Origin of the sequence: Microbacterium sp. (assembly GCF_051860965.1) — a bacterium.
In the GTDB taxonomy this organism is placed as follows: Bacteria; Actinomycetota; Actinomycetes; order Actinomycetales; family Microbacteriaceae; genus Microbacterium.
In genome coordinates, this window is record NZ_JBIMKU010000003.1 from 221,706 (window position 1) to 248,601 (window position 26,896).

Below are 26,896 nucleotides of genomic sequence, written 5' to 3' on the forward strand. Positions count from 1 at the left end.
GTCACCCGACCGTCGCGATCGGTCCGTCGTCGCCGCGTCGGGGGTTTCCGGCAGCAAGGAATTCCGCGAATCGGAGCACCTGCTCCTTGTCCTCCTCGGAGAGCGCTTGGGTGGCGCGGTGCAGGGCGTTGTCGGCGTTTGCTGGCTCGGAGTCTTCACCGAGGAGCCATTCGACTCGGCGACGGTAGAGGCGAGCAAGGCGGCGCAGTTCCAGCGCGCTGACGCTACGCTTGCCGGCCTCCATTGCGTGGACGCTGGTACGCGGGATGCCTAGGGCTCCACTGACCTCCTCTTGAGTAAACCCGAGCGCTTCGCGGGCCTCCCGCAGGCGGCCTGCGACCACAGTGACTTCGTTGCTATTCACGGTGTCAGACATCGTCTCCTCCTAGTACTTTCATCTGCCCTGGGGGTGGGGCAGAAGCGATGGCGAAGGCGATCGCTAGGCCGCCTTCGTGACTGAGAGAGATCGCCCAGTCGGCGATCCCAAGTTCACACGCACGGTCGCGAGCGGTGCCGGTTAGGGCCACCGAGGGGACGCCGTCCTCGTCGCCAAGGACTTCGATATCCAGCGGGGAGATCCGTCCAATACCTATTCCCAGGGCTTTCATCACGGCTTCCTTAGCCGCCCACCTACTGGCGAGCCGTGCGACGTCGCCGTCAGCGTAAGCAAGTTCGCGAGAAGTCCACGCGGTAGGCAGGAATGCGGGATCGTCCTCAATCATCGCCTGCAGTCGCGTGACCGCGGCGAGGTCGACACCCACGCGCAATACTGGAGGGATCATGCTGCCGCCGAGCTGTCTTCCGGTGCGTCGGGCAGTGCTGTGCGGGCCTGTTCGATCAGGGCGCTGACACCAGACTTGCCCCCATACTGATCGCGCTCCGCGTTGGCGTACCCGGCGATGACGACAAGCTCGCCCACGGCCAGCCCAGTCTGCTGGCACAGGAACTCCTGAAGTCGGGCAAGACCAAGCATGTTGCCGTAGGCGCGGGTCACTAGATGCCAGTGCCGGTACAGAGCCGTCAGCGAGAGGCTGCCCTGGTGGACGCTGAGGTCAATATGGACCAGGCACGGGAACCCCCGAGTACGCCGATCGGTGGCCGCATACTCCTGAATGCCGACCCCCTCCCCATCGCCGGCGATGACGAGATCACTAGCATTTGAGGTGCCTCTGCCATTGGTTCGCTCCGAGCGCAGGTAGGCGATGCGCTCGTCGAGCTGATTAATGCCCGGGCCGACCTTGCCGGGCCAGGCGATCATCCGCGAGAAGTACGTGCCACCGGAGTTAGCGTGGACGCGCTTCAGTGACGGGAGGACCTCGAGGTAACTGCTGTACAGTTCCTGTGCCGCGATGTTGAGTTCATCGACCTGCGGTTGAGGCAGGTCGGCAGCCCACGCGAAGTCCGGCGGCACATAAAAGGCCGACGGAAACAGCGTGTTGGCGACCGTTGCAACCTGGTGGTTGCCGCGCCTTTTCAGCTCCCGATCGAGCACGAGCCGCACCGCGGGTTCGTCGGCGGGCGCGGGCGCCGGGATCGTCACCATCACGTTCGTCGCGGTGCCGCCCGGCTCAGCGTTCATCGCGGCCAGCACGTCGATCCATGCCTCGGACAACCCCCGCGCCGGCTGAACATACCTACTCACGATGCCTCCCCAATTGACTCGCGTACGAGCTGCGCGACGTCGGCGATACTCGACCAGCGGCGACGATCCACCTTCGTTACGTCGACGAGCTGGCACCCGAAGGGCTTGTCGAACTTTGCTAGAAGCCAGATGACCTCGAGAGAGTCCAGCGTCGCCCCCGTTCCGGCAACCGCTGCCGGATCGGCAACGCGGCGCAGGTTTGCGAGCGCCTTCGCCATCGCTGACGCCACGCTCGCGACGGTCATCGACCGAGCGGCGGCGACGGTCAGCGGCATCCCGTACAGATCGAAGACCGCACCAGACGCCCCGCGCGTCAGCGGCGCGGGCGCCTGCCGCGAAACAGCCTGATCTGCCGCAGCTACTTGCTTCACCATACGTCGATTGTCGGATATTCCGACACCAATGTCAATAATAGCGACAAGGGATCCGATGAAATCATGTACTGCAGTGCGCGTCAGTCGCTGCGCGAGCTCGGTTCGCCGGCTGGACTCTTGCCGTTGGGTACCCTCGGTCACTCGCCCGCAAGCACTCCGGAGCGCGTTCGTCGATCACATGCGATGGAACAGCCAGCCGCGCTCTTTGGTCCAGTGGTACAGCTCACCCGTGTTTCCTTCCAGCCAGAGATCGTCAAGCACATCGGGCAGTTTGAGCTCTCCCCATGTGAAGTACGACGGGCTGATGGGCAACAACGAACCGTGGGGCCCGGTGCTGGCCATTCCGAGAAACAGGTGGCAACGCTGCGCGATGTGAAGTGTCTGCTCACGGGCAAGCTTCTCGACCTTGCTCTGCACTGTCTTGTCAGTGGCGACATACTCGGTGAGTTCATCGAGGTACGGTCGATTCTTCTCCTCCTGGCCGGCGTTGTAGGAGTGAACGGTTATCACCGGCGGCGCCATGCGCCCCGTACGTCGTGCGGAGATTCTCTCGTGTAGCGAAACGACGTTGTGGTTCCCGTCGTGATCATTGCCATCAGGGTTGTGACATGACTCGGTGTTGAGTCGGGACGCAACGTCCGCTGACAGAGACTTCAGCCGGAGTTGGTCCCAACCTCGACCAAGCTCCAGGGTCCACGATGCGGCTCCTTCATAGTTCGCGATGATCCCCTCACACATCTTTTGCATTGCTGCGACTGACCCCTGAAATCGGTGATCGAGAGTGCTCGTCACCTCGCAGATTTCGACACCGTCGCACTCGTTCTCTAGCCGGATATCGACCGCGCCGGGCCTCGCTGAGTCGTTCACGGCACGTTGGTGGTTCCGTTTGCCACTCTGGTCGTCCTCGCTATGTGGGAGGAGCCCGGTAACTGCGTAGATGAGCGACGCTGCCCGATGCTCGTCAGGCCTCGCCTTCGCAAAGCGCGCTTCGATCCTGTCGAACTCGCGCTTATCACGGCGCCCAACCATCGCAGCAACGGTTTCGCCTTCTTTGCACCAGCCCTGGGTCAGGTTGCGGGTTTCGGTCGAGTCTCCATTCGGCGCCATGTGGCATGTTTAGCGCGGCGACGCATCGGGAACTACCTAAGGGGTCCTCGTCCAGGCGCCTCCTGCCTACTTCGACGTCACCGCAACCACACGGGCGTGAATCGCCTCCGCCTCATTCCCGAGCAAGTACCTCGACTGGCAGCCACCACCCTTGAGCGCCGCAACTGCGCACAGTAACGCACCCTAACCGCGCAGTCCCGGGCGCGCACTCGCCCTGCCCCTTGCGCGCAGTGGCCGCAGAGGGATCGAGATCGAGCGCCGGCACGTTTTGAGGATCGCCGTCAGCCACCCCGGCGGTGGGTCGTCTCTCGTTAACGCGGACCACTTAGCATTGCGTCATGCCCAATGAGATTCAGATCGTGACGCTACGAGAGGGTTCAGCGGCCGTGACCATCACTTATCAGGTGCGTGCAGATGGTGAGCATGTCAACTCCTTCGTGAGCGAAGGTCGCCTCCTGAACGAGTCGCGCACTCCCCTCACGCCCGAGCAGATGCGTGAGGCAGAGGCAACTCTCGGCCTCTAGGCCGAGTCCCAGTCGGCGACTGGATCATGCCCGCCCTCACCGCGCTCGTGCACTGGTCCTAAGTGCTCATCGCGACGTGACAACCCCATCGACTCCACGACGCGCCCTTGCGCAATTGTGTTGACCGCAGATACACCTAGGACTCTCCCGTCAGCGAAGACGGAACCCGCGAACCCGCCGACGATATCTGGCTTCACAACTACGATCACGTTTGACCCCACCGGGCTCGGGGGGTCGAATCCCGCCGAACGCGTTGACAGCCTCACGGGATTACAGCTAGCCGAGCGGGCTCTGCCTATCAGGCGGTAGCAGGTCCGGCGACACTCTGGCTGTGGTGTTAGTCGCGAACCATACGAGGCTCGACCACTTGTCTTTCCTTCCGGGCATGTCGGCGAATCCGGCGCCCCGCCGAAAGCGGATGAAGTGTTCAAGGTGTTCCCACGCCTCCTCGACAGAGTCGCCCCAGAGCTTAAGGGACAGCTTTCTGTCGACGATGCCAAGCCTTGTGAACTGAGCGAGGGTGTTCCAAAGGTTCACTGCACGATTCGCTCTGTCCCAGTTCGAATTCTTGTGGCGTCTGGCGAACATCTTGGCGACGTCGTTCACTGATTTCGCGTCGTAGATGATCCTTCGCCCCTCCGAGACTTCGCGAGCGTCAAGTCGCTCTTGAAGACTCACCAGACTGTTGCGTCGGGAGGATCGCCATGCGACGAAAAGCGCGAAGATGCTAAGCCCAATTGCCATCAGCGCCGCCACCGCGGCCACCCATTCCGCGACGGTTCCGATTTCAGGCGCCCCCGCCTCGCCGCGGGCGGCAAGGGCTGACAGCGGAATCATGTGCTTCACATCTCTTTTCTAGCTGGGCCGCATCAAGAATCACTTCGCCACACCACCCTTCCTAAAACCTGAAGACGATGTCACGCCTCCCGCGCCTTGAAGAACGATGTCACGGAGACCATCGCGGACATCGAGATGGTTCACGTGGCAACAACGCGTTCGTACGGCCACGAAGGTCTGCTCGCCGCGACCCGAGCGTACAAAGTGGCGCCGCTCTCAACTGAGCCGATTGTGCAATCAGGCACACCATCCGTGCACCGCCCGCATGTGGATCGGGCTGAACGGCTGGCTACTTCTCCTGTGGTGCGAGCTTGACCCGTACCCCGCCGCCCGGCCGTGGTCCGACTTCGAAGAGTCCGATCTCACGGACGAGGTCCGAGAGTTTCGCGTATCCCCAGTTGCGGGAATCGAAGTCCGGTCGTTGCTTGCGCACCAGCGAACCGACCCCGGCGAGGTCTGCCCACCCGTCATCCTGAGATGCCCCGCCGATCGCTGCGCGTAGCGCGCTAACCAGCTGGACATCGGTGCGGAGTTTCGCCGAGGGGATGCGCGCCTTCAACGCGGCCGTGTCGGCGACATCGCTCGACGGTTCCGCGAGTACGTCGAGATAGGTGAATCGGTCGCAGGCGTTGCGAAACGCCTCGGGAGTCTTTCGTTCCCCGAAACCGTAGACGGTCACACCGTCTTCGCGGATGCGGGAGGCGAGCCGGGTGAAGTCGCTGTCGCTGGAGACGATGCAGAACGCCTGGAACCGGCCGGTGTACAGCAGGTCCATCGCGTCGATGATGAGTGCACTGTCGGTGGCGTTCTTCCCCGCGGTGTTCGCGAACTGCTGCATGGGCTGGATGACGTGCTCGCTCGCCGCGGTCTGCCAACTGGACAGTTGCGGCTTCGTCCAGTCGCCGTACACTCGCTTCACCGACGCTGTCCCGTACTGGGTGATCTCGGTCATCACCGCGCCGATGCGCGTCGGGGAGACGTTGTCAGCGTCGATAAGCACGGCGACGAGGTCGTTCTGCTGGGCCACGAACACAGCATGTCAGGCCCCCCAGCAGAATTGATCGAATCGTGACCGCTGAAACGTTGCTCGGCACCGGAACCGCTCCATTGCATCGGGTACCCGCACCGGATGCGTGAGCGTCGTCGGGTCACCCATAGAATCGCGCCATGGTGCAGCCGATCGGCGAGACAAACGACCGTCGGATGCTGCTCCGCTACCCGGGGCGCTGCCGGTTGTGTGGCGCGGAAATGACCGCAGGCGCGGATGCAATCTATGAGCGTGATCGTCGGACGGTGCGTTGCCTCGAGTGCACGCCCGCGCATGCAATACAAGCTGTGGCCGCACCCTCCAGCGAACTTTGGATGCAGCGGCCGCCTGAGAAGGGTGTCCTACGGCTACGGGCTCCCGCGTCTTCGGTGATCGCGGAAGCACTTCAGGTCCAGGCGGCGGCGCCCGCGCGTACATGGGTGCAACGGTTCTTCGGCCGTAGCCCGCTGAGTGTCGAGAGCCGGCCATGGTTCCTCGGCGCACTCGGCGAACTCGAAGTTGCCCGTCTACTTGATCAGCTCGGCCCCGGATGGGCGGCACTGCACGCTGTCCCCGTCGGCACCGCCGGCAGCGACGTGGACCACATCGTCATCGGGCCCGGCGGCGTCTTCACTATCAACTCCAAGTTCCATGAAGGCGGCAACGTCTGGGTCGCGTCCCGACGGCTTCTGGTCAACGGGCAGCGCACGGACCACCTCCGCAACGCCGAGTACGAAGCGCGACGCGTCGCGAAACTCCTCACCCAAGCTGCACGGCGCCCTGTCGAGGTCACGCCGGTGATCGCGATCGTCGCCGCCCGCCGACTCACGATCCGGGAACGGCCAGAACGCGTCATCGTTTTGAACGTGGCGCGACTGCCGCGGTGGCTGCAAAGCCGAGCCGCGGTACTCGCCGCGGGCGACGTCACCGATCTGAGCGTTCTGGCGGCAGCGCCAGCAACCTGGGGCAATCCCGCCATCCCTGAACCCGATCTTGTAGCGTTCGCGCAACTCCGCACTACTGTCGTTGCTGCTCGCAACCGGCGCCTTGGTTGGGCCCTCGCTCTTATGCTCAGTCCGTTCGCGATGCTCGCCACGCTGGCGATGGGGATGCTCACCACGTTCGGCTGACAGAGCGATGGGCCGAACCGGTGCACCTCCGCGCTCTGCCGTATGGGAATCCGTTCGCTCGCTCGCATGAGCGAGTACCGCCCAAACAGCCTGCAAGGCTGGGCGGAGCTCACGCAGTGAGGCGGTTCGCGTCGATCCCGAATACGCGGAGAAGCTCGGCTCGGGGGATCATCACGCGCGCGCCGAGCTGCACCGTCGGAATGGTACCGGCCTGGATTCCCTGCTTGATCGTCCGGTAGTCGACGCCGACGAGCTTGGCCGCTTCCTTCATTGTGAGAGCAAGCGACTTCGGTGATGTGTTCATGACCTTCTCCTTCGCTGAATTACAGATGTCATCACTTGCTCACGCAATGTACACCCCTGAACGTCCTGTGTCATCACTTGCTCGCGAATGGACGACCTGGGAAGCTCGACTCGTGCCCGAACTCTCAATCGAACACGTCGATGACGAGATCGTCGACGCCGGAAACGGGATCCACATCCCCCGTGCGTGGACCGCGGTCGTGACTGGCCTTCCGGAAATACCGGGTCCCGTTCGTGCGCACGCCGTATACGACCCGACCCTGAGGCGCGCAGTCGCTGGTTCAATCAGAGTCGATCGCCAGGGGCCGGGGGATGAGGTGACGACGACACTGCTGCGCGACCTCCGTGTGCAGTACATCGTGCAGTGGGCGGCAATGCGTGTTGTCCGCATCCAAGGGGAAGCGGACGCGACCGAGAACTACTCGCAGTACATCATGCGGGTGCGAGCCGAGGGGTCGCGATCATCGGAGCAGACTCTGATCGAGGCGGCCAGGCTCTATCGGCTCGCGTCAGTGACCAACCAGGGCCCGCTCAAGCTCGTCTCTGATGAGCTCGGGGTGAGCGTCAGTACAGCGACGAGGATGATGAACCGCGTTCGAGGTACCGGGCTCCTAGATGAGGCAACCGACCGCGAGATCTACCTCCTCGCGCGCGAAGAGCAGATGCGGGAAGCGGAAGCCTCCGCGCCGTGGATGCAGCCGGGAACATCGGGTCCCTCGTTGGGTCGCTGAGTTACCAGGCCGCTACTGGTCGACTTAGCCGACTGCGGCACGGGGGAGAGGGAATTGGTCCTCGCACAGCCGATGTCTTACGCCGGCGAGACACGGGCAATCTCGACGCATAGCCGAATCCGCATGAAGCACGCTGGTGGGCCCGCATGCACGCCACGCGGCGTCTGCGCCCCTGGAGGGAATTTGCCCGCAGGGGCGTCTCCGTGGTCAATCAGTTGGATCGTAACGGGGTCGGATGCCGGCGGATGTCGTTGCCTCGGAGGAGATCTAGCCCCTGAGCATTCTGTTCATCAATCGGGCCGTTGATTGACTCGCCCAAAGCGCGGAATCCCGCGGTTCCACGGGGTCCCTACGCCTCAGCGAGCACCCGCAATTTGCCCGTACACTATCTGTCAGAGGCTGTTATCGGACGTTGATCGATGTCGGTGGCGAAGACGCCTTCCGCGCAATTCCGCGGTAGTTGCACCTCGATGTCGGTCGATATATGCAGCTTCGGGCATTCGAGTCCCTCCAGGGGCATTCTTCTCAATTCGGCCTCTGATCAGCCTTTGTTCGTCACCCGTCTCGGCGCCTGCCCGCTGCTTGCCCGCCCTCCGCAAGCCCCTATCGCGCAGTCGCGAGCAGCCGCCGCATCCCGCCCCGTGCCAGCATCAGCACGATGATCAGCGCCGTGACCGCAAAGAAGCCACCGAGGCGCACGCTGTCGCTGAACGCGAGGTCGACGAGCCACAGCACGAGGAACTTGCTGCCCGGCAGCACCAGCACGAGGAAGCCGATGCTGATCACTCGACGCCACGTCGTCTGCGCTCCGCGCACGCGCGCCACGAGCCTCTTCTTGAGCCACAGCACCCCCTCCAGCACGACCTTGAGCAGGATCGCGGTCAGCAGGGCGAGTAGAAACGTCTCGGAGATGACGCTCGGGAAGAGCTGGATGAAGACCCCCAGCACCACGAGGTAGACGAAGACGTCGACGAGATCGATCGGGCGTATCCGCACTCGGCGAGTGTATCCAGGTGGACGTCGGCGTGGGACCGCGCGAGGATCGGAGCATGGCCGAGCTCCCGCATCCCATCGCCACTTTCATCGACGCGACCAACGCAGCCGACTCCGACGCCTTCGTCGCGGCCTTCGCCGAAGACGGCACGCTCGACGACTGGGGGCGCGTCGCGCGGGGGCACGAGGGCATCCGGCAGTGGGATCGCACCGACAACATCGGCAAGAGGTCGCACTTCGAGCTCGTCGATATCGTCGAAGAGGCGCCCGATACCTATCTCGTGCACCTGAAGGTCACGGGCGACGGGTTCAACGGCACGAGCCCGTTCCGGTTCACGCTCGCGGGCGATCGGATCGCGAGCGTCGTCATCGTCCCCGACTGAGTCGCGTGTCGGCGGCGCCCGATAGGTTCGAATCGATCTGGGGATCGAGACCGAAGGGGTGGCCGTGCGGGCGAGAACGACACTGGGTGCGATTGTGGCGGCAGCCATGATGGTCGTCGCGCTGTCGGCGTGCGTTCCTGCGGCAGAGGTGGATGCCGTCGTCGCGGCGAGCCCCGCGGCATCCATCGATCCGTCGCCTGGCGCCGAGCCGGTCAGCTTCGTCTCGGTCGTGGACGGCGACACGGTCGAGACGAGTGCCGGCACAGTCCGCATCATCGGGATCGACACTCCGGAGCGCGGCGAGTGCGGCGACGCGCAGGCGTCGGCCGCCATCGCGGCCCTCATCGCCGCGGGGGATGCCGTGACGCTCGAACTGCCCGACGGCCAGAACGAACAGGATCGCCATGGGCGCCTGCTGCGCTACGTGACGACGGCGGACGGCGTCGATCTCGCGCTCATGCAGCTGCAGGCGGGCAACGCAGTCGCACGCTACGACTCGGCCGACGGGTATCCGATGCATCCACGCGAGGCCGACTATCACGCGGCGCAGATCGCGACTCTGGGCGCCGACGGCGCGGTCGTCGCTGCGGGATGCCAGGCGGCCGCGGTCGCGCCAGATCCCATCGATCAGTGGTGGTTGCAGTACTCCTCGTGCACGAAGCTGAAGAAGAACACGGTCGGTCATCCGACCGGTCCGTTCGACCGGGACGACCCGGCGCAGGCCGAGATCTACCAGTGGTTCGCCGTCGGCACGGGCAACAACGGCGACGGCGAGGGCGACGGACTCGCCTGCGAATGAGAGCCCCGCAAGCCCTTGACCGAGCGAGTCCGACCCGGGAAGGGTCGGTCCACCGACGAGAGGAACTCCATGTCCAGAGTGGTCTGGTTCGACATCCCGGTCAGCGACATGACGCGGGCGATCGCGTTCTACGAGGCGCTCACGGGCGACCGGCTCATGCGGCTGCCCGTAGGCCCAGAGAAGGAGACGGCGATCTTCGCGGCCGACGACGGAGGAGCGGCGGGATGCCTCTTCCTCGCGCCCGAAGACGAACCGTCGCACTTCGGCTCGCGCGTGTACTTCGACGCGAATCCGTCGATCGATGAATGGATCGCCCGCGCGGAGGCGGCGGGTGGCAGCATCCTGGTTCCCAAGGCCGAGATCGGCGGCGGCCGCGGAGTCTTCGCCTACATCGAGGACTCCGAGGGCAACCGCATCGGGTTGAACGCGCAGGCGTGAGCATCACCGCGTGCAGGGGCCGCAGCGAACCGGGAGCGAGGAGGCTCGTTTGAGCGATGTCGAGTGGTACGGCGTCCTCCTCCCACGTGACGACGTCAAGCCGGCGTTCGTCGAGGCGCGCGATCGTCTTGCGGATGCGGCGAAGACGGCGGACTGGGAGTCGGTGTTCGCGATGGTCGATCGCGGCGATGCGGGGATCAACGACTGGCGGGTGGGCGGCGAGAGCTGGTTCTCGCCCCTCCATCAGGCGGCGTGGCACGGAGCATCCGTCGCGGTCGTGCGGGGCATGCTCGACCGCGGCGCCTGGCGCACACTGCGCGCCGCGAGCGGAGATCGTCCGCTCGACATCGCCCGCGAGCGAGGGAAGGCGCACCTTCTCGTAGCGCTGACACCGACGTTCGCGCACCCGCTGCGGGCGACCGAGGTGGACGCGATCAATGCGCGTCTCGCCGAACTCGTGACGGATGCCGCGAGCCGTTCGGCGGAGCGCGTCATCCGGATCCGGCACCTCGACATCGCGGGCCTCACCGAGAGCGGTGGAACGGTGTGGTTCCCCATTCCCGGCATGTACGGCGGATTCTCGATCGAGCTGTTCAAGCGTCGCCTCCATGTCGAGAGCTGGAGCCGCGTGGTCGGCGGATCGGGCCGTGCCTACGTCATCACGGCCGACCGCACCACGCTCGTCGACGAAGGATTCGTGTAGCCCCCATGACCTCGCGCCTGCTCCTGATCGCCGATACGCACATCCCCGGCCGCGCCCGTACGCTGCCCCCTCAGGTCGTCACTGCCGCGAGCGCCGCAGATGTGGTCGTGCACGCCGGCGACTGGGTCGCGGCATCCGTCCTCGACGATCTCGAGGACTACGGCCCCGTCGTCGGCGTATACGGCAACAACGACGGCGCCGATCTGCGCAGCCGCCTGCCCGAGATCGCCCGGTTCACCGTCGAGGGGGTGCGGTTCGCCGTCGTCCACGAGACCGGCGCATCGACAGGGCGGGAGCGGAGGATGGATGCCGCGTTCCCCGACGTCGACGTGCTCGTCTTCGGGCACAGCCACATTCCGTGGGACACCGTGACTCCGGCCGGGCTGCGGCTTCTGAACCCGGGATCGCCCACGGATCGCCGGCGGCAGCCCGCCTGCACCTACATGACGGTCGAGGTGGATGCCGGCCGCATCACCCGTGTGGAGCTGGTCGCGGTTCCGCGTGATCGCCCTGCCGCGCGAGGCGATTGACGCGGGGGCGGAGTCGGTCGGTGCTCGGTTCGGGCTCAGAGGCTTGACGGGTCGGCGCTCTGCGGCTGACGGTCAGGCGGCGACGATCGGCCGGAATCGTGCGGGGCGGGGGAGGATGCTGGAGTCATGAGCGATCAGCGAGCGGTGGTGCGTATGTGGTCCGGTGTCGTGCGCACGGCGGACCGCGGTGCGTACATCGAGCAGACGGGTCTGGCGGAGTATCGGCAGACGCCGGGCAACCTCGACGCGTGGCTGCTGACGCGCGATCTCGGCGATGGTCGCACCGAGGTCACGACCGTCTCGCGGTGGGAGTCCCTGGAGGCGATCGTCGGCTTCGCAGGTGATGACATCGAGCGCGCCGTATTCTACCCCGAGGATGAACGGTTCCTTCTCGAGCGCGACGAGCGCGTGCGGCACTACCTCTTAGAGGCCTGACATCATTCGCTGCGTCCTCGTCGATATTGCCTTGCAACTATCGTACAAATGTTCTAATATGGATGCATGGCCTCGAATGTTCTGCCCGTCGATGACTACCTCGACACCGGGCCCGACGCGGTGGGTCGCATGGTCGAAGTCGCCGACATGATGGCGGTCTTCGCGGCCGAGCGATTGCTGTCGATCGCGATGCTGTATGCCGAGGCTCGGCGGAGCGCACCGCAGTTGTCGACCGAGATCCTCGACCGGTCGGTGCGGCTCGAGATCGCCACAGCCCTGCGCACGACGGAGTATGCGGCCGGCGAACTCCTCGCCCTGTCGGACGCCGTCGTGCGCCGCTATCCGGCGGTGTACGACGTGCTGCATCAGGCCGAGATCACCGAGCAGCACGCGAGGATCCTCGTCACCGTGGTCGACAGCGTCGATCCGGCGGTGCGAGCACGTGTCCTCGACGAAGGCATGACGCTGGCCAAGGAGCTGCCCGTCGGTTCCTTCCGGCGCGCGATGCGCGCGCTCGTCGATCGCGTGCGCGCCGTGACGCTCGCCGAGAGGCATCGCGAGGCGGTCGCGGCACGTCGGGTCCACGTCGAGCATGTGGGTGACGGGATGTCGTGGCTGCACGCCCTGATTCCGAGTGTCGAGGCCCACGCGATCCATCAGCGGCTCACCGGCATCGCGGCCGCGATCGTCGGGCGGCGCTCCGATGCGGGTGCCGATGTCGATGCGGATGCGCGTGCCGATGTCGATGTGGATGCGGATGCGCGTGTCGATGCGGATACGGCCGAGACGCGCACGATGGATCAGGTGCGTGCGGATGCCCTCTGCGACCTGCTCGTCGATGGCGACACGACGCTGCATCCCGATGCCGCGCGCGGCGTCCGCGCGAGCGTCGTCGTGACCGTGCCGGCGCTTTCGCTGCTCAGCGGTGACGCCTCCGCCGGGCAGGCGACGGTCGAGGGCGTCGGACCGATCCCGATCGGCCGAGCCCGTGAACTCTGCGCGGGAGATGACGGCTGGATGCGGGTGCTCACACATCCCGAGACCGGCATGGTTCTCTCCGTCTCCCGCGAGCGGTACTCCCACCCGCCGTCACTGCGAAAGCTTGTGAAATGGCGATCCGAACGGTGCATGGCTCCGGGGTGCGGCATCCCGGCCAGCAGGTGCCAGATCGACCACACCCTCGCCTGGGAGCACGGCGGCGAGACATCCCTGTGGAACAGCGCACCACTGTGCCAAGGGCACCACACGATCAAGCACCACGGGGACTGGTCCGTTCAGCAGATCGACGGCTCGGGTGGGTCTCTCGAGTGGACGTCGCCCGCCGGGCGCAGGTATCTCGTCAAGCCCGAGCGGCCCATGCCCGTCTTTCGCCCGAGTTCCGGGCCCGCACCGTTCTAGATCGACGGTGAGCGCCTCATCGGCCAGTCGAAATGATGCGACCGGCGTCTGTCGACGGCAGAGCCCGGAGCAGCGCGGTCTGTAATGTGAACTCCGACGAGGGGATGTCCGTGATCGCACGGTTCGAAGAGCTCGACTGGCAGCCCACTCCGATGGGCGACCTGACGCTGAGGCGACGATCCGAACCCGCCGTCGGGCACGAGGTGTACGAGGTCAAGCTCGGCGACGAGTACTTGATGTCGAGCCTGTTCACCGTCGCCGAGATCGCGCTGGCCGATATCGGACTCGCGGCCGCGACGGGCGACGAGCTGAACGTGCTGGTCGGCGGCCTCGGACTCGGCTACACGGCGGTGGCGGCACTGCGCGATCCGCGGGTCACGGCCCTGACCGTCATCGATCGCCTCGACGCGGTGATCGGCTGGCATGAGCGCCATCTGCTGCCCGTGTCATCCGAACTCGTCGACGACCCGCGCACGGCGCTCGTCAGCGACGACTTCTTCGAACGGATGCGCCGACCGCCCACCTCAGCCCAGCGCTACGACGCGATCCTGCTCGACGTCGACCACTCGCCGCGGCACCAACTCGACCCGAGCCACGCCGACCTCTATCGCGCTCCCGGTCTGCGCGCCCTCGACAGACACCTGACCGACGGCGGCGTCTTCGCGCTGTGGTCCGATGATCCGCCCGACGCGGAGTTCATGAGCGAGCTCGCCACCGTTTTCGACGACACCGCCGCGCACGTCGTCGACTTCGACAATCCGGTGACGGGCGGCACGTCATCCAACACGGTCTACGTCGCGAGGTCTCGAGACTCCCACTGAGCAGAGTCGCGACCTCGGCGCGGCAGCGCCGGCAAAGAAGAAGCCGGCCGCGCTCCGCTGTGGCGAGCACGGCCGGCCGGGTCGCCGCCGACTGGGGGATCGGCGGCGACGGTCCCCGGTCAGGAGCCGGGGACGAGCACGCGATCGATCGTGTGGATGACGCCGTTCGACGCCTTGATGTTGATCGCCCAGAGAACCAGACGCGGATCGGCCAGCGTGGGGCTCGTGTCGCGGAGCGTGATGCCACGCGGCTTCACCACACCGCCGTTGGCCATCGTGATCGACCCGGCGAGCAGCACCTGCAGCGGCCGCAGCTTGGAGCCCGCGACCACGTGATACAGCAGGATGTTCTTGATCTGGTCGATCGTGAACGCACTCGTGATCGTGGCGAGCGCCGCGGCCTCGGACGCGGGCGCCGTGCCCGTCAGGTCGGTGACGAGACGCATGAAGGCACGGTCGTTCGGTGCGAACACCGTGTACTTCGTGCTCGTGTCGGAGAGCGTGCCGGCGAGACCCGTCGCGACGACGGCCTGCACGAGCAGGTCGTAATCCCACGGATTCGCGTCGGGCGTGCCCCCTCCGGAGGCGGCGATCGCGACATCCACGATCGTGCCCCTGGGTGCGGAACCGCCGGTCGCGTTCGCGGGCGCGGCGGCGGCGAACACGAGACCTGCCGTGACCACGGTGGCGACGGCGAGACGGAAACTGATCTTCATCGTTCTGCTCCTTCTTCTGGGTCGGCGCGCGAACTCCACGGGTCGGGCGTCAGGATGTTGTTCCAGCCAAGAACGAGCGACGGATGCAGCGGCGCAGGATTCGTCGAGAAATCCGTGCGACCTGCATCCATACACGCCCGAGCTCGGGAAGGACTTCCTGATGGCTATCGCCGCCCCGCGGGACTACCGTGGGGCATCGACCTTGACGAGAGACCGGACGATGGACGACTTCCCTGAGCGTGCGCTCGCCGAGCGCTTCCGCGCCGGTGACGAGTCCGCGCTCGAAGACGTCTACCGGCGGTGGTCGCCGGTCGTCTTCACGCTCGCGCTGCGCTCCCTCGGCGATCGCAGCGATGCCGAGGACGTGACGCAGCGGGTGTTCGTGTCGGCGTGGACGTCGCGTGAGTCGTACGACACCGCGAAGGCGAAGCTGTCGACGTGGCTGGTCGCGATCGCGCGACACCGCATCGCCGATATGCACGAATCGCGGGCCCGCGTGCGCGCGCTGCAGTCGCAGCTCGAGAAGCTCACGCGACCCGACGATCTCGTGCGCGATCCGCCCGACCTCGCCGAGTCGATCCTGGTCGCCGACGAACTGGAGCGGCTCGAGCCCGATGCACAGCGGGTCGTGCGCCTCGCGTTCTTCGACGACCTGACCCACGAGCAGATCGCGGCCCGACTCGACATGCCGCTCGGTACCGTCAAGAGTCACATCCGCCGCAGTCTCATCCGCATGCGAGAACGATTGGAGGTCACCCGTGTCGCACCTTGATCCCGACCAGCTCGCCCTGCTCGCGATCGGCGAGCCCGTCGCCTCCCCGGACGACGTCGAGCACCTCGCACACTGCGCCGAGTGCGCTGCCGAACTCGCCGAGATGGGCCACGCCGTGCGGATCGCCCGCGCCACGATCGACGACGACGCGCTCGAGGCGCCGCCCGAGCGCGTGTGGGAGAAGATCGGCGCCGAACTCGGACTGGCCGCACGGCCGGCCGAGGCATCCGACGCGTCGGTCGAGGAATCCGCGCCGACGCGCGCAGCGGCATCCCGCCCCCGTCGTCGTCGCCGTTCCCGGCTGATGTGGGTGCTCGCGGCCGCGCTCGTGGTCGTCGCCGGTGCCGGGCTCACCGGGTGGGCCCTCGTGGCGCGCCTCACACCGACGTCCATCGCCGTGGCGACGCTCGACGCGTTCCCGGATCACCCGGATGCCGTGGGCTCCGCGGATGTGGAGGAGGGGCGCGACGGCTCACGCCGGTTGATCGTGACGCTGGATGCCGCGGCCGTGCCCGACGCGTATCGCGAGGTGTGGCTCATCCGCAACGATGCGGGCGCGCTCATCAGCCTCGGTGTGCTCGACGGCGATCGCGGATCGTTCCCGATCCCCGACGGCGTCGACCTGAAGGAATACAGCCTCGTGGACATCTCGGTCGAGCCGGTCGACGGAGACCCGGCCCACTCGGGCGACTCGATCGTGCGCGGGGCGCTCAGCCCGACGTGACCTGGGCTACGTGCTCTGCAGAGCACGTACGGGCGCTTCGCGGACGATCGTCGCCCGGACGACGCGCGCATCGTCGAGGCGCAGTCGATGCACCGACCCGGTGAGCGAGACGGATGCCTCGACCTCGCGGTCGGCGCACGAGCCGCCGACCCACAGGCGCACCTCGCCGGGCTCGACGATCCGCGATCCGTCGCGACCCGTGAACGCCAGACGCGCAGCCGGCACGTCGAACGCGACGGTCACCTCTTCGCCCGGCTCCAGAGCGACCCGCTGATACGCCACGAGCTGTGCGACGGGACGTGTGACCGATCCGACGACGTCGTGTGCGTAGAGCTGCACGACATCCGTCCCCGCACGCGCACCGGTGTTGCGCACCCGTACCGAGACGGGCAGATGCGCGCCTGCGGCCACCCGCGACGGCGCCGTGAGCTGCTCGTGCGAGAAAGTCGTGTAGCCGAGCCCGAAACCGAAGGGCAGCACGGGGGAGTTGTCGGCGCTGGTGACCTCGCTGGGTCCCCCGAGCGCCGGATGCAGGTACGAGTACGGCTGCGAGCCCGCGGAGCGCGGCATCGAGACGGGCAGGCGTCCGCTCGGCGCCACGCCCCCGGAGAGGATGCGGGCGATCGCGGGAGCGCCCTCCTCGCCGGGGAAGAACGACTGCAGCAGCGCGGCCGGTGCGTTGATGCCCGACAGCGCCCACTCGAGCGAGTACGGCCGGCCCGTCAGGCACACCATGACGACGGGCGTGCCCGATGCGACCACCTGCTCGACCATCTCGCGCTGGACGCCGGGCAGCTCGAGGCTCTCGACGTCGTTGCCCTCGCCGACGGTTCCCCGCCCGAACAGCCCCGCGCGATCACCGACGACGACGATCGCGACGTCGGCGGCGGCCGCGGCCGCGATCGCGTCGGGGATGCCGGAGCGATCGTCGCCCTCGACGTCGCAGCCGGTCACAGCGATGACGGTGGCGCCGGGGAACTCCGCCGCGAGCGCCTCGCGGACGGTCGGCAGCGCGAAGCCCAACGGCACGGCGGGATGGTGGGCGAGCACGTGGTTTGCGAAGGAGTAGCAGCCCATGAGCGCGTCGGTGGAGTCGCCGTTCGGGCCGATCACGGCGATGCGCATCGGCGACCCGAGCGGGAGCGTGCCGTCGTTCGACAGCAGGATGACGGACTCCTCCGCGAGGCGCCGCGCGACGGCGCGGTGCGCGGGCGAGTCGAGATCCACACTCACCGGCGGCTCGTTGGAGGTCGCATCCAGCAGCCCGAGGCGCTCCTTCTGGGCGAGCACACGCGCGAGCGCGCGATCGACGAGGCGTTCGTCCGCGAGTCCCGAGAGGATGCGGTCGCGCAGCGGCGTGCCGAAGGCATCCGTCCCCGGCAGCTCGACGTCGATCCCCGCCTCCAGCGCGAGTGCACCGGCGGATGCCGCGTCCTCGGCGACGGCATGCATCGTCTGCAGGAACCCGACGGCGAAGTAGTCCGACACCACGACCCCGTCGAAGCCCCAGCGCTCGCGCAGGATCCCCTCGAGGTACTCGGGCGTCCCCGCGACGGGCACGCCGTCGATCTCGGCGTACGAGTTCATGACGCTGCGCACCCCGCCGTCGAGCACGGCCATCTCGAACGGCGGCAGGAGCACGTCCTCGAGCTCGCGTCGACCGATCGAGACGGGGGCATGATTGCGGCCGGCGCGTGAGGCCGAGTAGCCGACGAAGTGCTTGAGCGTGGCATCCACCCCCGCCGCCTGCAGTCCGCGGACGTAGGCCGTGCCCAGCGTGCCGACGACGTACGGGTCCTCGGCGATGCACTCGTCGACGCGACCCCAGCGCGGGTCGCGGATGACGTCGAGCACGGGAGCGAGGCCCTGATGGATGCCCAGCTCGCGCATCGACGCGCCGATGAGCCCCGCCATGTCCTCGACGGCATCGGGGTCGAACGACGCGCCCCAGGCGAGCGGCGTCGGGAAGGTCGCCGCCTTCCACGCGGCGAGACCCGTCAGGCACTCCTCGTGGACGAGGGCCGGGATGCCGTGGCCCGACCGCTCTCGCAGCCGGCGCTGCTCCGCCCAGAGCCAGCGTGCGCGCTCGACCGGATCGACCGGGCGCGTGCCGTACACGCGGGTCAGGTGCCCGATCCCGTGCGCGGTCGCGTCCTCGTATCTCGCCGACGAGGCGAGCTCGCCCGACATCGGCGCGACGACCTCGTCGCCCTGGTCGACCCAGAACGAACCGAGCTGGGCGAGCTTCTGCTCGAGCGTCATCGCCTCGATGAGCGCGCGCACGCGCGCGGACGCATGGGCCACGGCATCCATCACCCCTTCACCGCCCCCGTCAGCCCGCCGACGATCCGACGCTCGAACAGGCTGAAGAACACGAGCGCGGGGATCATCGACAGCGACGTGAACGCGAGCACCTTCGCGGTGTCCTGCGAGTACTGCGACGAGAACGCCTGCACCCCGAGCGGGAGCGTGAAGTTCGCATCGTTGTTGAGGATGAACAGGGGAAGCAGGTAGCTGTTCCAGCTCGCGATGAAGGCCAGGATGCCGACGGTGACGACACCCGGGACGGCGAGCGGGATCACCATGCGCCAGAAGAAGCCGAGCCGGCCGCAGCCGTCGATCTCCGCCGCCTCCTGGAGCTCCTCGGGGATCGCCTGCAGGAAGGGCACGAGGATGATCACCGTCACCGGGAGCGCGAAGCCGATCTGCGGCAGGATGACCCCCGCGAGCGAGTTCATCAGCCCGAGATCGCGCACGACGATGTAGAGCGGCGTGATCGCGACGGTGACGGGGAACATGAGCCCCGCGGCGAACAGGGCGTAGAGCGCACCACGGCCGCGGAACCGATACCTCGCCAGCACGTAGCTCGCCATGAGGCCGAGTACGACGACGCCGGCGGTCGTGGCGACGGCCGCGATGGTCGAGTTCAGCACCTGGTTCCAGAACACGCCGCCCGTGAGCACCTCGAGGTAGTTCGAGACGACCCAGGGATCGGGGAACCCGCCCGGGTCGACCGTGATCTGCGAGTTCGAGCGGAACCCGCCGAGGATGATGTAGACGATCGGCGTGAGCATGAGCCCGATCACGACGAGCGCGATGAAGTACACCCAGGGCGTGCTCGCGCTGCGCTTCTTGCGACGGCCCGGCTCGACGGTGGTCGAGGGGCGTGCGGCGACGGCGGTGGTCATCGGCGTCCTCCTCCCGTCAGCGCGCCTTCCGTATCGCGCCGCAGCACGAAGCGCTGATAGAGCAGCGCGACGATGAGCGAGATCAGGAAGATCACGACGGCGACGGCGTTTCCGTAGCCGTAGTTGCCGGCGTTGCGGCCGTTGGCGACCATGTAGGTCGCCATCGTCGAGGTGCCGGCGGTCGAGGCCACGTACTGGCCCCAGATGATGTAGACGAGGTCGAACAGCTGCAGGGCGCCGATGATCGACAGGAACGCCCAGATGCGGATCGTGGGTCCCATGAGCGGCAGCGTGATGCGCCACTGCATCTGCCAGTACGACGCGCCGTCGAGAGCGGCCGCCTCGTAGAGCTCCTCAGGGACGCCTTGGAGCCCCGCGAGGAAGAGGATGACGGCGAACCCGACGTACTTCCACGTGAGGATCGCCATGAGCGTCCAGATCGCGATGCTCGGGTCGGCGAGCCAGTCCCGCGCGAGCCAGCCGAGGCCCAGCTGCTCGAGCACGCCGTTGAGCGCGCCGTTCGTCTGCAGCATGAGCGCCAGACCCGTGCCGACCACGACCTCCGAGATCACGTACGGCACGAAGATCAGCACCCGGATGAGCGACTGGCCCCGCATCTTGCGATTGAGCAGGAGCGCCAGCAGGATGGCGACCGGTCCCTGCAGGACGAGGGATGCCACGACGATGAACGCGTTGTGGCCCAGCGCCTGCTGGAAGGCGGGGTCGGTGAGGATGACGACGTAGTTGCGCAGCCCCACGAAGTCGACGGCCGGTCCGTAGCCCTGCCAGCTGAAGAAGCCGTAGTACGCGGCGACCGCGACGGGGTAGATGACGAACGCCACGAAGACGAGCACCGCCGGCCCCGCCAGCAGCAGGATCTCCATTCGCCCCGCCCAGCCGAGACCCTTCGGTCTCTTGCGTTCCGTCGATCCGCCTCGTCGCCGCGCCGATGGGGGCGGCGTGTCGCCGCCCCCATCGGGCTGCGCGAGATCGGGCTGACGGGCGCTCTCCATCAGCGAGCTCTCGCGAGCATCCATGCTTGTCCTATGCCTTCTTCGCGGCGTCGTTCACCGTCTGGATGAACTGCTCGGGGTCGCTCTTGCCGGCGAGCATGTCGACCACGGCGACGTTGAGCGCGTTGCCGATGTTCTGACCGAGCACCGTGTCGAGCCACTGCGAGACGAACGGTGCGGCGTTGTAGGCGGCGAGCACCTCCTGGAGGTACTCCTCCTTGACCGACTTCTGCGCCTCGGTGTTGACCGGGGGAGCGTTGAACGCCTCGTAGTACGCGACCTGCTGCTCGGCCGACGCGACGAAGTTGAGGAAGTCGACGCACTCGTCGGGAGCATCGACCGAGCACGAGTAGCCGTCGACGCCGCCCATCATCGAGCCCGGCAGTCCCTCGCCGCCCGACAGCTCGGGGAACGGGAACCAGGCGAGGTCGGGAAGCGGCTTCTCGTCGGGGGTGAGCGACGCGATGACGCCCGGATCCCACGCGCCCATGAGCTCCATGGCCGCCTGGCGGTTGGCGACGAGTCCGGCCGAGCTGCTCGCGCCCTGCTGCGCGGCGGTCGTGAGGAACCCGTCGTTGAAGGGCTCGAGAGCCGCGAACGACTCGAGGTCCTCGGCGGCCTTGAGCCAGCAGGCGTCCGAGAAGTCCAGCGAGTCGCCGGTCTTCTCGATCGTCTCGGGGCTGCACTCGCGCAGCGCGAAGTTGTAGTACCAGTGAGCGGCGGGCCAGGCATCCTTCGCACCCAGCGCGATCGGCGCGATGCCGGCGCTCTTGAGGCTCTCGACCGCGCCTTCGAGGTCGTCGATCGTCGCGGGCGTCTCGGTGATGCCGGCCTCGTCGAAGAGATCCGAGCTGTACCAGAACCCGCTCGGAAGCACGGCCAGGGGCATCGCCCAGACCTTGTCCTGGTAGGTCTCGGCCTTGAACGAGCCCTCGGGGATCTGCTCCGTGATCGTGCTGTCGATCATGCCCGTGATGTCCTTGAGCTGACCGGCCTTGACCATCGCGGCCATCTTGCCGCCGCCGCGCTGGAGGAAGATGTCGGGGGCGTCTCCGGCGTTGAGCGCCGTCTGCAGCTTGCCGTCGAGGTCCTCGTTCTGGATCGACTGCATCTTGATCGTGACGCCCGGGTTCTCGTCCTCGAACGCCGCGATGGCGTTCTTCCAGAACTCCTGGCCGGGCCCCGTGGTCGAGTTCTGCCACAGGGTCATCTCGACGGAGCCGTCGTCCGAGCCTCCGGATGCGGAGCAGCCGCTGAGCACGAGGGCTCCGGCGGCGACGACACTCGCCGCGATCGCGAACTTCCTGGCTTTCATGTGATTTACCGTCCTCTTCGTTGAGCGGCACCCTCGTTCCTCGAGGGGCAGACAGGTGGTGGTTGCAAAAGTGTCCATCGGCAACATATGCATGTCAAACGTTTTCAAAAACGTTTTCCATCGACTATCGTTCGGGCATGCCCCGAGCCACGATCCACGACGTCGCTGCGGCGGCCGGCGTGTCGGTGGCCACCGTCTCGAAGGCGGTCAACGGTCGCTACGGCGTCGCGGCCGCGACGGTCGACCGCGTTCTCGCGGTCGTGCGCGAGCTCGGCTACGAGTCGAGCCTCATCGCGAGCAGCATGCGCTCGCGCCGCACGGGCGTCATCGGCGTCCTCGTCGCGGGGTTCGAGCCGTTCAGCGCCGAGATCCTCAAAGGCGTGGGGATGGCCCTGCGCGACACGCACTTCGACGTCATGGCCTACAGCGGGGCGCACGAGGGGTCCATCGAGGGCTGGGAACGTCGCTCTCTCAGCCGCCTGAGCGGCAGCCTCATCGACGGCGTCATCATGGTGACGCCGTCCGTCGTCAACGTCGCCGCCGACGTGCCGATCGTCGCCGTCGACCCGCACACCGGGCCCGCGCAGCTTCCGACCGTCGAGTCCGACAGCTTCACGGGAGCACGGCAGGCGGCACGGTACCTCGTCGAGCTCGGGCATCGCCGCATCGGCTTCATCTCGGGCCGCCCCGACCTGCGATCGTCGGCGCTGCGCGACGCGGGCTACCGCCGCACGCTGCTGGATGCCGGCATCCCGTTCGATCAGTCCCTCGTCGCCGTGGGGCGATACGAGCGCGACACCTCGCGCGAGCTCGCGCACGAGATGCTCAGCCGCTCCGACCGGCCGACCGCGATCTTCGCCGCGAACGACCTGTCGGCCATCGCGGTCATCGAGGCGGCAGCCGAACTCGGACTCTCGGTGCCCGGCGATCTCTCCGTCATCGGTTTCGACGACGTGCCCGAGGCGTCGCAGCATTCGCCCGCGCTGACGACCGTGCGTCAGCCGATGGGACGCCTGGGCGTGGTCGCGGCGAACCTGCTCGTGCGGCTGATGTCGGGCGAGGTGCCCGACGAGACGCACATCCTGCTGCCGACGGTGCTCGTGCCCCGTGCGACGACGGCGCCGCTGCGCTGAGGCATCGAGCGCTCCGTCGGGCGACTAGCCTTGACTCCTGGCCGCGACCCGCACACGCGGCGCCTCAACGATGAACCCAGACCCCCAGCCCACGACGATCGGCGAGATCGTCGTCGTCGGCGACGGCAGGATGGGGCGCGCGCTCGTCACCGCGCTGACCGATGCCCGCGTCGAGGTCCGCGGTCCGGCCCGACGCGGCGAGCACGCCCGCGGAGCGAGCGTGGTGCTGCTGGCGGTTCCGGATGCCGCGATCCCCGCGGCCGCGCGGGCCATCGCGCCCGGCCCCCTCGTGGGGCATCTCTCGGGCGCCGAAGGGCTGGCGGTTCTCGCCCCGCACGAGGCGTTCAGCCTGCATCCCCTCATGACCGTGACGGCGCAGGGCGCGGACTTCGCCGGCGCCGCGGCTGCCGTCGACGGCGCGACCGACCGGGCGCGGAGCGCCGCGGAAGCGATCGTGGATGCGCTGGGCATGACATCGTTCCGCATCGCGCCCGAGGATCGCGCGGCCTACCACGCCGCGGCATCCATCGCCTCGAACTTCGCCGTGACGCTCGAATCGTTCGCCGCCGACCTCGCCGCCACGGCCGGCGTGCCGCGCGAAGCGCTGGTGCCGCTCGTGCGGGCGTCGATCGAGAACTGGGCCGCGATGGGCCCCGGCGCACTCACCGGACCGGTCGCGCGCAAGGACGAAGCGACGGTCGCCCGACAGCGCGCGGCGGTCGGCGAGCGGATGCCCGACCGGCTCGACCTGTTCGACGCCCTGATCGCCGCCACGCGGGAGCTGGCGACGTGATCGCCGTCACGACGATCGCGGCGCTGCGCGAGGTGCTCGCGCCGACGCGCGGCGGGCGCATCGGCGTCGTGCCGACGATGGGCAACCTGCACGAGGGGCACCTCGACCTCGTGCGCGCGGCACGGGCCGAGTGCGACACGGTCGTCATGACGATCTTCGTGAATCCGACGCAGTTCGAGGATGCCGCGGACCTCGAGCGCTATCCGCGCACGGTCGAGCACGATCTCGCGCTCGCCGAGGCGAACGGCGTGGACGTCGTCTTCCTGCCGGGCGTCGAGGAGATGTACCCGGACGGGTTCGCGACGACGGTGTCCGTCGACGGCGCGATCACCGAGGTGCTCGAAGGCGCCGTGCGCGGGCGAGCGCACTTCGACGGCGTCGCGACCGTCGTCGCCAAGCTGCTCCTCGCCGTGCTCGCCGACGTCGCCTACTTCGGTGCCAAGGACGCCCAGCAGGTGGTCGTCGTGACGCGCATGGTCGCCGACCTCGGCATCCCGACCCGCATCGCCGTCGTGCCGACCGCACGGGATGCCGACGGACTCGCGCTCTCGAGCCGCAACGCGCGCCTCACCGCCGAGGAGCGTGCACGGGCGCTCGCCGTGCCGCGTGCACTCGCCGCGATCGCGGACGCATCGACGCGGGAGCGGGATGCCGCAGCCCTCCTCGCCATCGGACGCGCCACGCTCGCCGGACTCGACGTCGAGTACCTCGAGATCGTCGATCCGGACGCACTCACAACGCTGACCACCCTCGAGGGCGCAGCGCTCGTGGTGGTCGCCGTGCGCGTCGGGGCCACGCGCCTCATCGACAACGTCACGATCCCCCGAAGGAGCGACCCATGACCCGCAAGCCCGTGACCCTCGCGCGTCTGGACGAGATGCATCGCCGGGGCGAGCAGATCGTCATGGTGACGGCCTACGACTACATCTCCGGTCGCGTTGCCGAGCAGGCCGGCGTCGACATGGTGCTCGTGGGCGACTCGGGCGCGCAGGTCGTGCTCGGCTACGACAGCACCGTCCCGGTCACGGTCGACGAGATGCTCACCCTCGCGAAGGCGGTGCGCCGCGCGGTGACCACGCCGCTCATCGTGTGCGACGTGCCGTTCGGATCGACGGAGTCCAGCGACGCGCAGGCGATCGAGACGGCCATGCGCTTCGCGAAGGAAGCGGGGGCGCACGCGGTCAAGCTCGAGGGCGCGAGTGCCGACCGCCTGTCGCGGATCCGCGCGATCGTCGCGGCCGGCATCCCCGTCGTCGCGCACATCGGCCTCACCCCTCAGACCGCGACAGCGCTCGGGGGTCTGCGCGCGCAGGGGCGCGACGAGGCGAGCGCTCTGCGGGTCGCCCGCGAGGCGATGGCGGTACAGGATGCCGGAGCCTTCGCGATCGTCGTCGAGGCGGTCCCCGCCGAGCTCGTCGCCGCGATCCTGCCTGCTCTGAGCATCCCCGTCATCGGCATCGGTGCGGGAGCCGCCGACGGACAGGTGCTCGTGCAGCACGACCTCCTGGGCATCACCGAGGGGCACACGGCGAAGTTCGTGAAGCAGTACGCGGCGCTCCACGCCGACATGGTCGCCGGTGTCACCGCCTACGCCGACGAGGTGCGCAGCGGCGCGTTCCCGGCGGCGGCGCACACGTACGCCGTGCGGGCCGAGGTCGTGGAGGCCGTGCGCGCCGCGCTCGAGTCGTCAGACTGAGCGCTGCCCGATTCGTCAGCCCGAGAACACGTCGCCGATCGGCGTCTGGCCGGAGTTGAACGTGATCGTGCGACGGTGGGTCGCGGCATCCGGGATCACCGCTGCGATGACGGCGGCGACGTCGGCGCGTGAGACGGATGCGGCGGAGGACGCCTCGACGTCGATGCGGCCGGTGGGGGCGTCCAGGGTGAGCGCCGACGGCGCGAGGATCGTCCAGTCCAGACCGCTCGCCCGCAGGTGCTCGTCGGCGGCCGTCTTCGCCTCGGCGTAGGCGAAGAACGCGTCGTCCGCGGGGACGCCGTGGTCGGGGCCGGCCCCGAAGTACGACACCATGACGTACCGCGTGACGCCGGCGGCGACGGCCGCGTCGATCGAGCGGATCGCGGCATCCCGATCCACCGCGTACGTGCGCGCCGCATCGCCGCCGCCCGCGCCCGCCGACCAGACGACCACGTCGTTGCCCGCGATGAGGTTCTCGATCTGGTCGGTGTCGAACCGCTCGATGTCGAACACGACCGGCGTCGCGCCGGTCGCTGCGACGTCGGACTCGTGCGCAGGATTGCGGATGACAGCCGTCACGGTGTCACCGCGCTCGGCGAGCAGAGGTTCGAGGAGAAGGGCCACCTTGCCGTGGCCGCCGAAGATCAGGACGCGTGTCGACATGGATTCAGCCTACGCACGCGCGCGGACACGCTCGCGTGCCCGTCATCGACTGTTCACCGTGCGTCCATCGCCCACGGGGTTACGTTGCCTGCATGACGATGAATGATCCGAGCATCTCGTGGTCGGCGTTCTCGATCGGCGAGTCGGTGCCCCTCGGTCCGGACGGTCTGGATGACGGCTTCGAGAGCCTGCTCGCCGTGTCGGAGTTCGACTAGAGCACCGCGATCACGGTGTAGGCGCCGAGCACGACGACGGCCACACCCACCACGAGGTCGGTCCAGGTCGCGAGCGATTCCCTGGCGTTCTTGCCCTTCTTGGGCAGGTGCATGAGGCCGGCGATCAAGAGGAAGACGCCTCCCGCGAGCCCGGCCGGGAGCGCCCAGCCGGGCACGAGGGCGAGCAGGCCCGCGAGACCCATCCCGACATTGGCCGAGCCCAGCTCCTTCGTGAGCTGCGTCTCCTGGACGGTCGGCGCCGTCGAGCCGAGGATCTCAGACGTCTGCCCCTTGCCCGACATCTGCACGACGCCGGCCAGCAGCAGACGCGTGCCGACGCCCCAGAACACCCACCACTTGCCGAAGACGTACACGGGATCGCCGCCGATGGTCGCGAGCTCGATGACCGCGCTGACGATCGGCAGGACGACGGTCTGCGCGAGGACGATGACGAAGTAGATCATGTGACGAGTGTGCACCCGGTGCGCAGCGG

The 26,896-nt window shown here is 67.7% G+C and carries 34 protein-coding genes; 18 read left to right on the forward strand and 16 right to left on the reverse strand.

Annotation, left to right across the window (positions count from 1 at the left end):
* Position 1: 1 nt before the first annotated feature.
* From ACTIFV_RS06885 to ACTIFV_RS06905, 5 genes are read right to left on the reverse strand one after another with little or no spacing between them, the layout of a single operon-like run.
* A complete protein-coding gene (locus tag ACTIFV_RS06885; RefSeq protein WP_439592034.1) occupies positions 2–376 on the reverse strand; it encodes a helix-turn-helix domain-containing protein in 375 nt (124 codons plus the stop codon).
* Positions 369–761 carry a holo-ACP synthase gene (locus ACTIFV_RS06890; protein WP_439592035.1) on the reverse strand — a complete coding sequence of 131 codons (393 nt, stop codon included), beginning with the start codon at positions 759–761 and terminating at the stop codon, positions 369–371. The genes ACTIFV_RS06885 and ACTIFV_RS06890 overlap by 8 nt, the downstream gene beginning before the upstream one ends.
* Positions 762–778: 17 nt before the next feature.
* On the reverse strand, positions 779–1,642 hold the full coding sequence (locus tag ACTIFV_RS06895) for a hypothetical protein (protein ID WP_439592036.1): 864 nt from the start codon (positions 1,640–1,642) through the stop codon (positions 779–781).
* On the reverse strand, positions 1,639–2,157 hold the full coding sequence (locus ACTIFV_RS06900) for a hypothetical protein (RefSeq protein WP_439592037.1): 519 nt from the start codon (positions 2,155–2,157) through the stop codon (positions 1,639–1,641). The genes ACTIFV_RS06895 and ACTIFV_RS06900 overlap by 4 nt, the downstream gene beginning before the upstream one ends.
* Before the next feature lie 33 nt (positions 2,158–2,190).
* Entirely contained in the window at positions 2,191–3,123 is a 933-nt protein-coding gene (locus tag ACTIFV_RS06905) for a hypothetical protein (protein WP_439592038.1), read from the reverse strand.
* Between the two features lie 338 nt (positions 3,124–3,461).
* Here ACTIFV_RS06905 and ACTIFV_RS06910 point away from each other — a divergent pair, with 338 nt between their 5' ends.
* Positions 3,462–3,647, forward strand: a complete 186-nt coding sequence (locus ACTIFV_RS06910; RefSeq protein WP_439592039.1) for a hypothetical protein — start codon at positions 3,462–3,464, stop codon at positions 3,645–3,647.
* Positions 3,648–3,923: 276 nt separating this feature from the next.
* Here the strand turns inward: ACTIFV_RS06910 and ACTIFV_RS06915 are convergent, their stop codons facing one another.
* Entirely contained in the window at positions 3,924–4,484 is a 561-nt protein-coding gene (locus ACTIFV_RS06915; protein ID WP_439592303.1) for a DUF4760 domain-containing protein, read from the reverse strand.
* A gap of 289 nt (positions 4,485–4,773) precedes the next feature.
* Positions 4,774–5,511: an NYN domain-containing protein gene (locus ACTIFV_RS06920; RefSeq protein WP_439592040.1), complete on the reverse strand. Its 738-nt coding sequence runs from the start codon at positions 5,509–5,511 to the stop codon at positions 4,774–4,776.
* 140 nt (positions 5,512–5,651) lie between these two features.
* On the opposite strand from ACTIFV_RS06920, the gene ACTIFV_RS06925 reads away from it, so the two are divergent.
* Positions 5,652–6,641: a nuclease-related domain-containing protein gene (locus tag ACTIFV_RS06925; protein ID WP_439592041.1), complete on the forward strand. Its 990-nt coding sequence runs from the start codon at positions 5,652–5,654 to the stop codon at positions 6,639–6,641.
* A 109-nt stretch (positions 6,642–6,750) separates the two neighbouring features.
* On the opposite strand, the gene ACTIFV_RS06930 is transcribed toward ACTIFV_RS06925, so the two are convergent.
* The gene (locus ACTIFV_RS06930) at positions 6,751–6,945 is read right to left on the reverse strand and encodes a helix-turn-helix domain-containing protein (RefSeq protein ID WP_439592042.1); all 195 of its coding nucleotides are present in this window, start codon (positions 6,943–6,945) and stop codon (positions 6,751–6,753) included.
* Between the two features lie 112 nt (positions 6,946–7,057).
* On the opposite strand from ACTIFV_RS06930, the gene ACTIFV_RS06935 reads away from it, so the two are divergent.
* On the forward strand, positions 7,058–7,675 hold the full coding sequence (locus ACTIFV_RS06935; RefSeq protein WP_439592043.1) for a hypothetical protein: 618 nt from the start codon (positions 7,058–7,060) through the stop codon (positions 7,673–7,675).
* Positions 7,676–8,278: 603 nt separating this feature from the next.
* Here the strand turns inward: ACTIFV_RS06935 and ACTIFV_RS06940 are convergent.
* Positions 8,279–8,671, reverse strand: coding sequence for a hypothetical protein (locus ACTIFV_RS06940; RefSeq protein WP_439592044.1), 393 nt, complete (start codon positions 8,669–8,671; stop codon positions 8,279–8,281).
* Positions 8,672–8,724: 53 nt separating this feature from the next.
* Between ACTIFV_RS06940 and ACTIFV_RS06945 the strand changes: the two genes are divergently transcribed.
* The 8 genes from ACTIFV_RS06945 to ACTIFV_RS06980 all read left to right on the forward strand — a co-directional run bounded on the left by ACTIFV_RS06945 (position 8,725) and on the right by ACTIFV_RS06980 (position 14,175).
* Complete coding sequence (locus ACTIFV_RS06945) at positions 8,725–9,051, forward strand: nuclear transport factor 2 family protein (RefSeq protein WP_439592045.1); 327 nt, start codon at positions 8,725–8,727, stop codon at positions 9,049–9,051.
* Positions 9,052–9,157: 106 nt separating this feature from the next.
* Complete coding sequence (locus tag ACTIFV_RS06950; protein ID WP_439592046.1) at positions 9,158–9,850, forward strand: thermonuclease family protein; 693 nt, start codon at positions 9,158–9,160, stop codon at positions 9,848–9,850.
* Positions 9,851–9,919: 69 nt separating this feature from the next.
* Positions 9,920–10,288, forward strand: coding sequence for a VOC family protein (locus ACTIFV_RS06955; RefSeq protein ID WP_439592047.1), 369 nt, complete (start codon positions 9,920–9,922; stop codon positions 10,286–10,288).
* Positions 10,289–10,337: 49 nt separating this feature from the next.
* Positions 10,338–10,991, forward strand: a complete 654-nt coding sequence (locus tag ACTIFV_RS06960) for a hypothetical protein (RefSeq protein WP_439592048.1) — start codon at positions 10,338–10,340, stop codon at positions 10,989–10,991.
* Positions 10,992–10,996: 5 nt separating this feature from the next.
* Complete coding sequence (locus ACTIFV_RS06965; RefSeq protein WP_439592049.1) at positions 10,997–11,521, forward strand: metallophosphoesterase family protein; 525 nt, start codon at positions 10,997–10,999, stop codon at positions 11,519–11,521.
* Between the two features lie 126 nt (positions 11,522–11,647).
* Positions 11,648–11,956: a hypothetical protein gene (locus ACTIFV_RS06970; protein ID WP_439592050.1), complete on the forward strand. Its 309-nt coding sequence runs from the start codon at positions 11,648–11,650 to the stop codon at positions 11,954–11,956.
* Positions 11,957–12,022: 66 nt separating this feature from the next.
* Positions 12,023–13,354, forward strand: a complete 1,332-nt coding sequence (locus ACTIFV_RS06975) for a DUF222 domain-containing protein (protein WP_439592051.1) — start codon at positions 12,023–12,025, stop codon at positions 13,352–13,354.
* Positions 13,355–13,458: 104 nt separating this feature from the next.
* Complete coding sequence (locus tag ACTIFV_RS06980; protein WP_439592304.1) at positions 13,459–14,175, forward strand: spermidine synthase; 717 nt, start codon at positions 13,459–13,461, stop codon at positions 14,173–14,175.
* Positions 14,176–14,294: 119 nt separating this feature from the next.
* Here the strand turns inward: ACTIFV_RS06980 and ACTIFV_RS06985 are convergent, their stop codons facing one another.
* Entirely contained in the window at positions 14,295–14,891 is a 597-nt protein-coding gene (locus tag ACTIFV_RS06985) for a fasciclin domain-containing protein (RefSeq protein WP_439592052.1), read from the reverse strand.
* 220 nt (positions 14,892–15,111) lie between these two features.
* Between ACTIFV_RS06985 and ACTIFV_RS06990 the strand changes: the two genes are divergently transcribed.
* The gene (locus ACTIFV_RS06990) at positions 15,112–15,663 is read left to right on the forward strand and encodes an RNA polymerase sigma factor (protein WP_439592305.1); all 552 of its coding nucleotides are present in this window, start codon (positions 15,112–15,114) and stop codon (positions 15,661–15,663) included.
* The gene (locus ACTIFV_RS06995; protein ID WP_439592053.1) at positions 15,650–16,387 is read left to right on the forward strand and encodes an anti-sigma factor; all 738 of its coding nucleotides are present in this window, start codon (positions 15,650–15,652) and stop codon (positions 16,385–16,387) included. The genes ACTIFV_RS06990 and ACTIFV_RS06995 overlap by 14 nt, the downstream gene beginning before the upstream one ends.
* Before the next feature lie 6 nt (positions 16,388–16,393).
* On the opposite strand, the gene ACTIFV_RS07000 is transcribed toward ACTIFV_RS06995, so the two are convergent.
* From ACTIFV_RS07000 to ACTIFV_RS07015, 4 genes are read right to left on the reverse strand one after another with little or no spacing between them, the layout of a single operon-like run.
* A complete protein-coding gene (locus tag ACTIFV_RS07000; protein WP_439592054.1) occupies positions 16,394–18,700 on the reverse strand; it encodes a beta-glucosidase in 2,307 nt (768 codons plus the stop codon).
* Positions 18,700–19,575, reverse strand: coding sequence for a carbohydrate ABC transporter permease (locus ACTIFV_RS07005; protein ID WP_439592055.1), 876 nt, complete (start codon positions 19,573–19,575; stop codon positions 18,700–18,702). The genes ACTIFV_RS07000 and ACTIFV_RS07005 overlap by 1 nt, the downstream gene beginning before the upstream one ends.
* Positions 19,572–20,612 (reverse strand): carbohydrate ABC transporter permease, encoded by a 1,041-nt coding sequence (locus tag ACTIFV_RS07010; protein ID WP_439592056.1) that lies wholly within the window; start codon positions 20,610–20,612, stop codon positions 19,572–19,574. Before ACTIFV_RS07010 ends, ACTIFV_RS07005 begins: the two co-directional genes overlap by 4 nt.
* Before the next feature lie 7 nt (positions 20,613–20,619).
* A complete protein-coding gene (locus ACTIFV_RS07015; RefSeq protein WP_439592057.1) occupies positions 20,620–21,903 on the reverse strand; it encodes an ABC transporter substrate-binding protein in 1,284 nt (427 codons plus the stop codon).
* A gap of 137 nt (positions 21,904–22,040) precedes the next feature.
* Here ACTIFV_RS07015 and ACTIFV_RS07020 point away from each other — a divergent pair, with 137 nt between their 5' ends.
* From ACTIFV_RS07020 to panB, 4 genes are all read left to right on the forward strand, one after another.
* Positions 22,041–23,036 carry a LacI family DNA-binding transcriptional regulator gene (locus ACTIFV_RS07020; RefSeq protein ID WP_439592058.1) on the forward strand — a complete coding sequence of 332 codons (996 nt, stop codon included), beginning with the start codon at positions 22,041–22,043 and terminating at the stop codon, positions 23,034–23,036.
* Positions 23,037–23,106: 70 nt separating this feature from the next.
* A complete protein-coding gene (locus tag ACTIFV_RS07025; RefSeq protein WP_439592059.1) occupies positions 23,107–23,829 on the forward strand; it encodes a DUF2520 domain-containing protein in 723 nt (240 codons plus the stop codon).
* Positions 23,826–24,671, forward strand: coding sequence for a pantoate--beta-alanine ligase (panC, locus tag ACTIFV_RS07030; protein ID WP_439592060.1), 846 nt, complete (start codon positions 23,826–23,828; stop codon positions 24,669–24,671). The genes ACTIFV_RS07025 and panC overlap by 4 nt, the downstream gene beginning before the upstream one ends.
* Positions 24,668–25,525 (forward strand): 3-methyl-2-oxobutanoate hydroxymethyltransferase, encoded by an 858-nt coding sequence (gene panB, locus ACTIFV_RS07035; protein WP_439592061.1) that lies wholly within the window; start codon positions 24,668–24,670, stop codon positions 25,523–25,525. Before panC ends, panB begins: the two co-directional genes overlap by 4 nt.
* A 15-nt stretch (positions 25,526–25,540) precedes the next feature.
* Here panB and ACTIFV_RS07040 read toward each other — a convergent pair whose 3' ends face one another.
* Entirely contained in the window at positions 25,541–26,188 is a 648-nt protein-coding gene (locus tag ACTIFV_RS07040; RefSeq protein WP_439592062.1) for an NAD(P)H-binding protein, read from the reverse strand.
* 92 nt (positions 26,189–26,280) lie between these two features.
* Here ACTIFV_RS07040 and ACTIFV_RS07045 point away from each other — a divergent pair, with 92 nt between their 5' ends.
* Positions 26,281–26,403, forward strand: coding sequence for a hypothetical protein (locus ACTIFV_RS07045; protein ID WP_439592063.1), 123 nt, complete (start codon positions 26,281–26,283; stop codon positions 26,401–26,403).
* Here the strand turns inward: ACTIFV_RS07045 and ACTIFV_RS07050 are convergent.
* Positions 26,400–26,867 carry a hypothetical protein gene (locus ACTIFV_RS07050; protein WP_439592064.1) on the reverse strand — a complete coding sequence of 156 codons (468 nt, stop codon included), beginning with the start codon at positions 26,865–26,867 and terminating at the stop codon, positions 26,400–26,402. The two genes, ACTIFV_RS07045 and ACTIFV_RS07050, sit on opposite strands and share 4 nt — an antisense overlap.
* Positions 26,868–26,896: the final 29 nt, after the last annotated feature.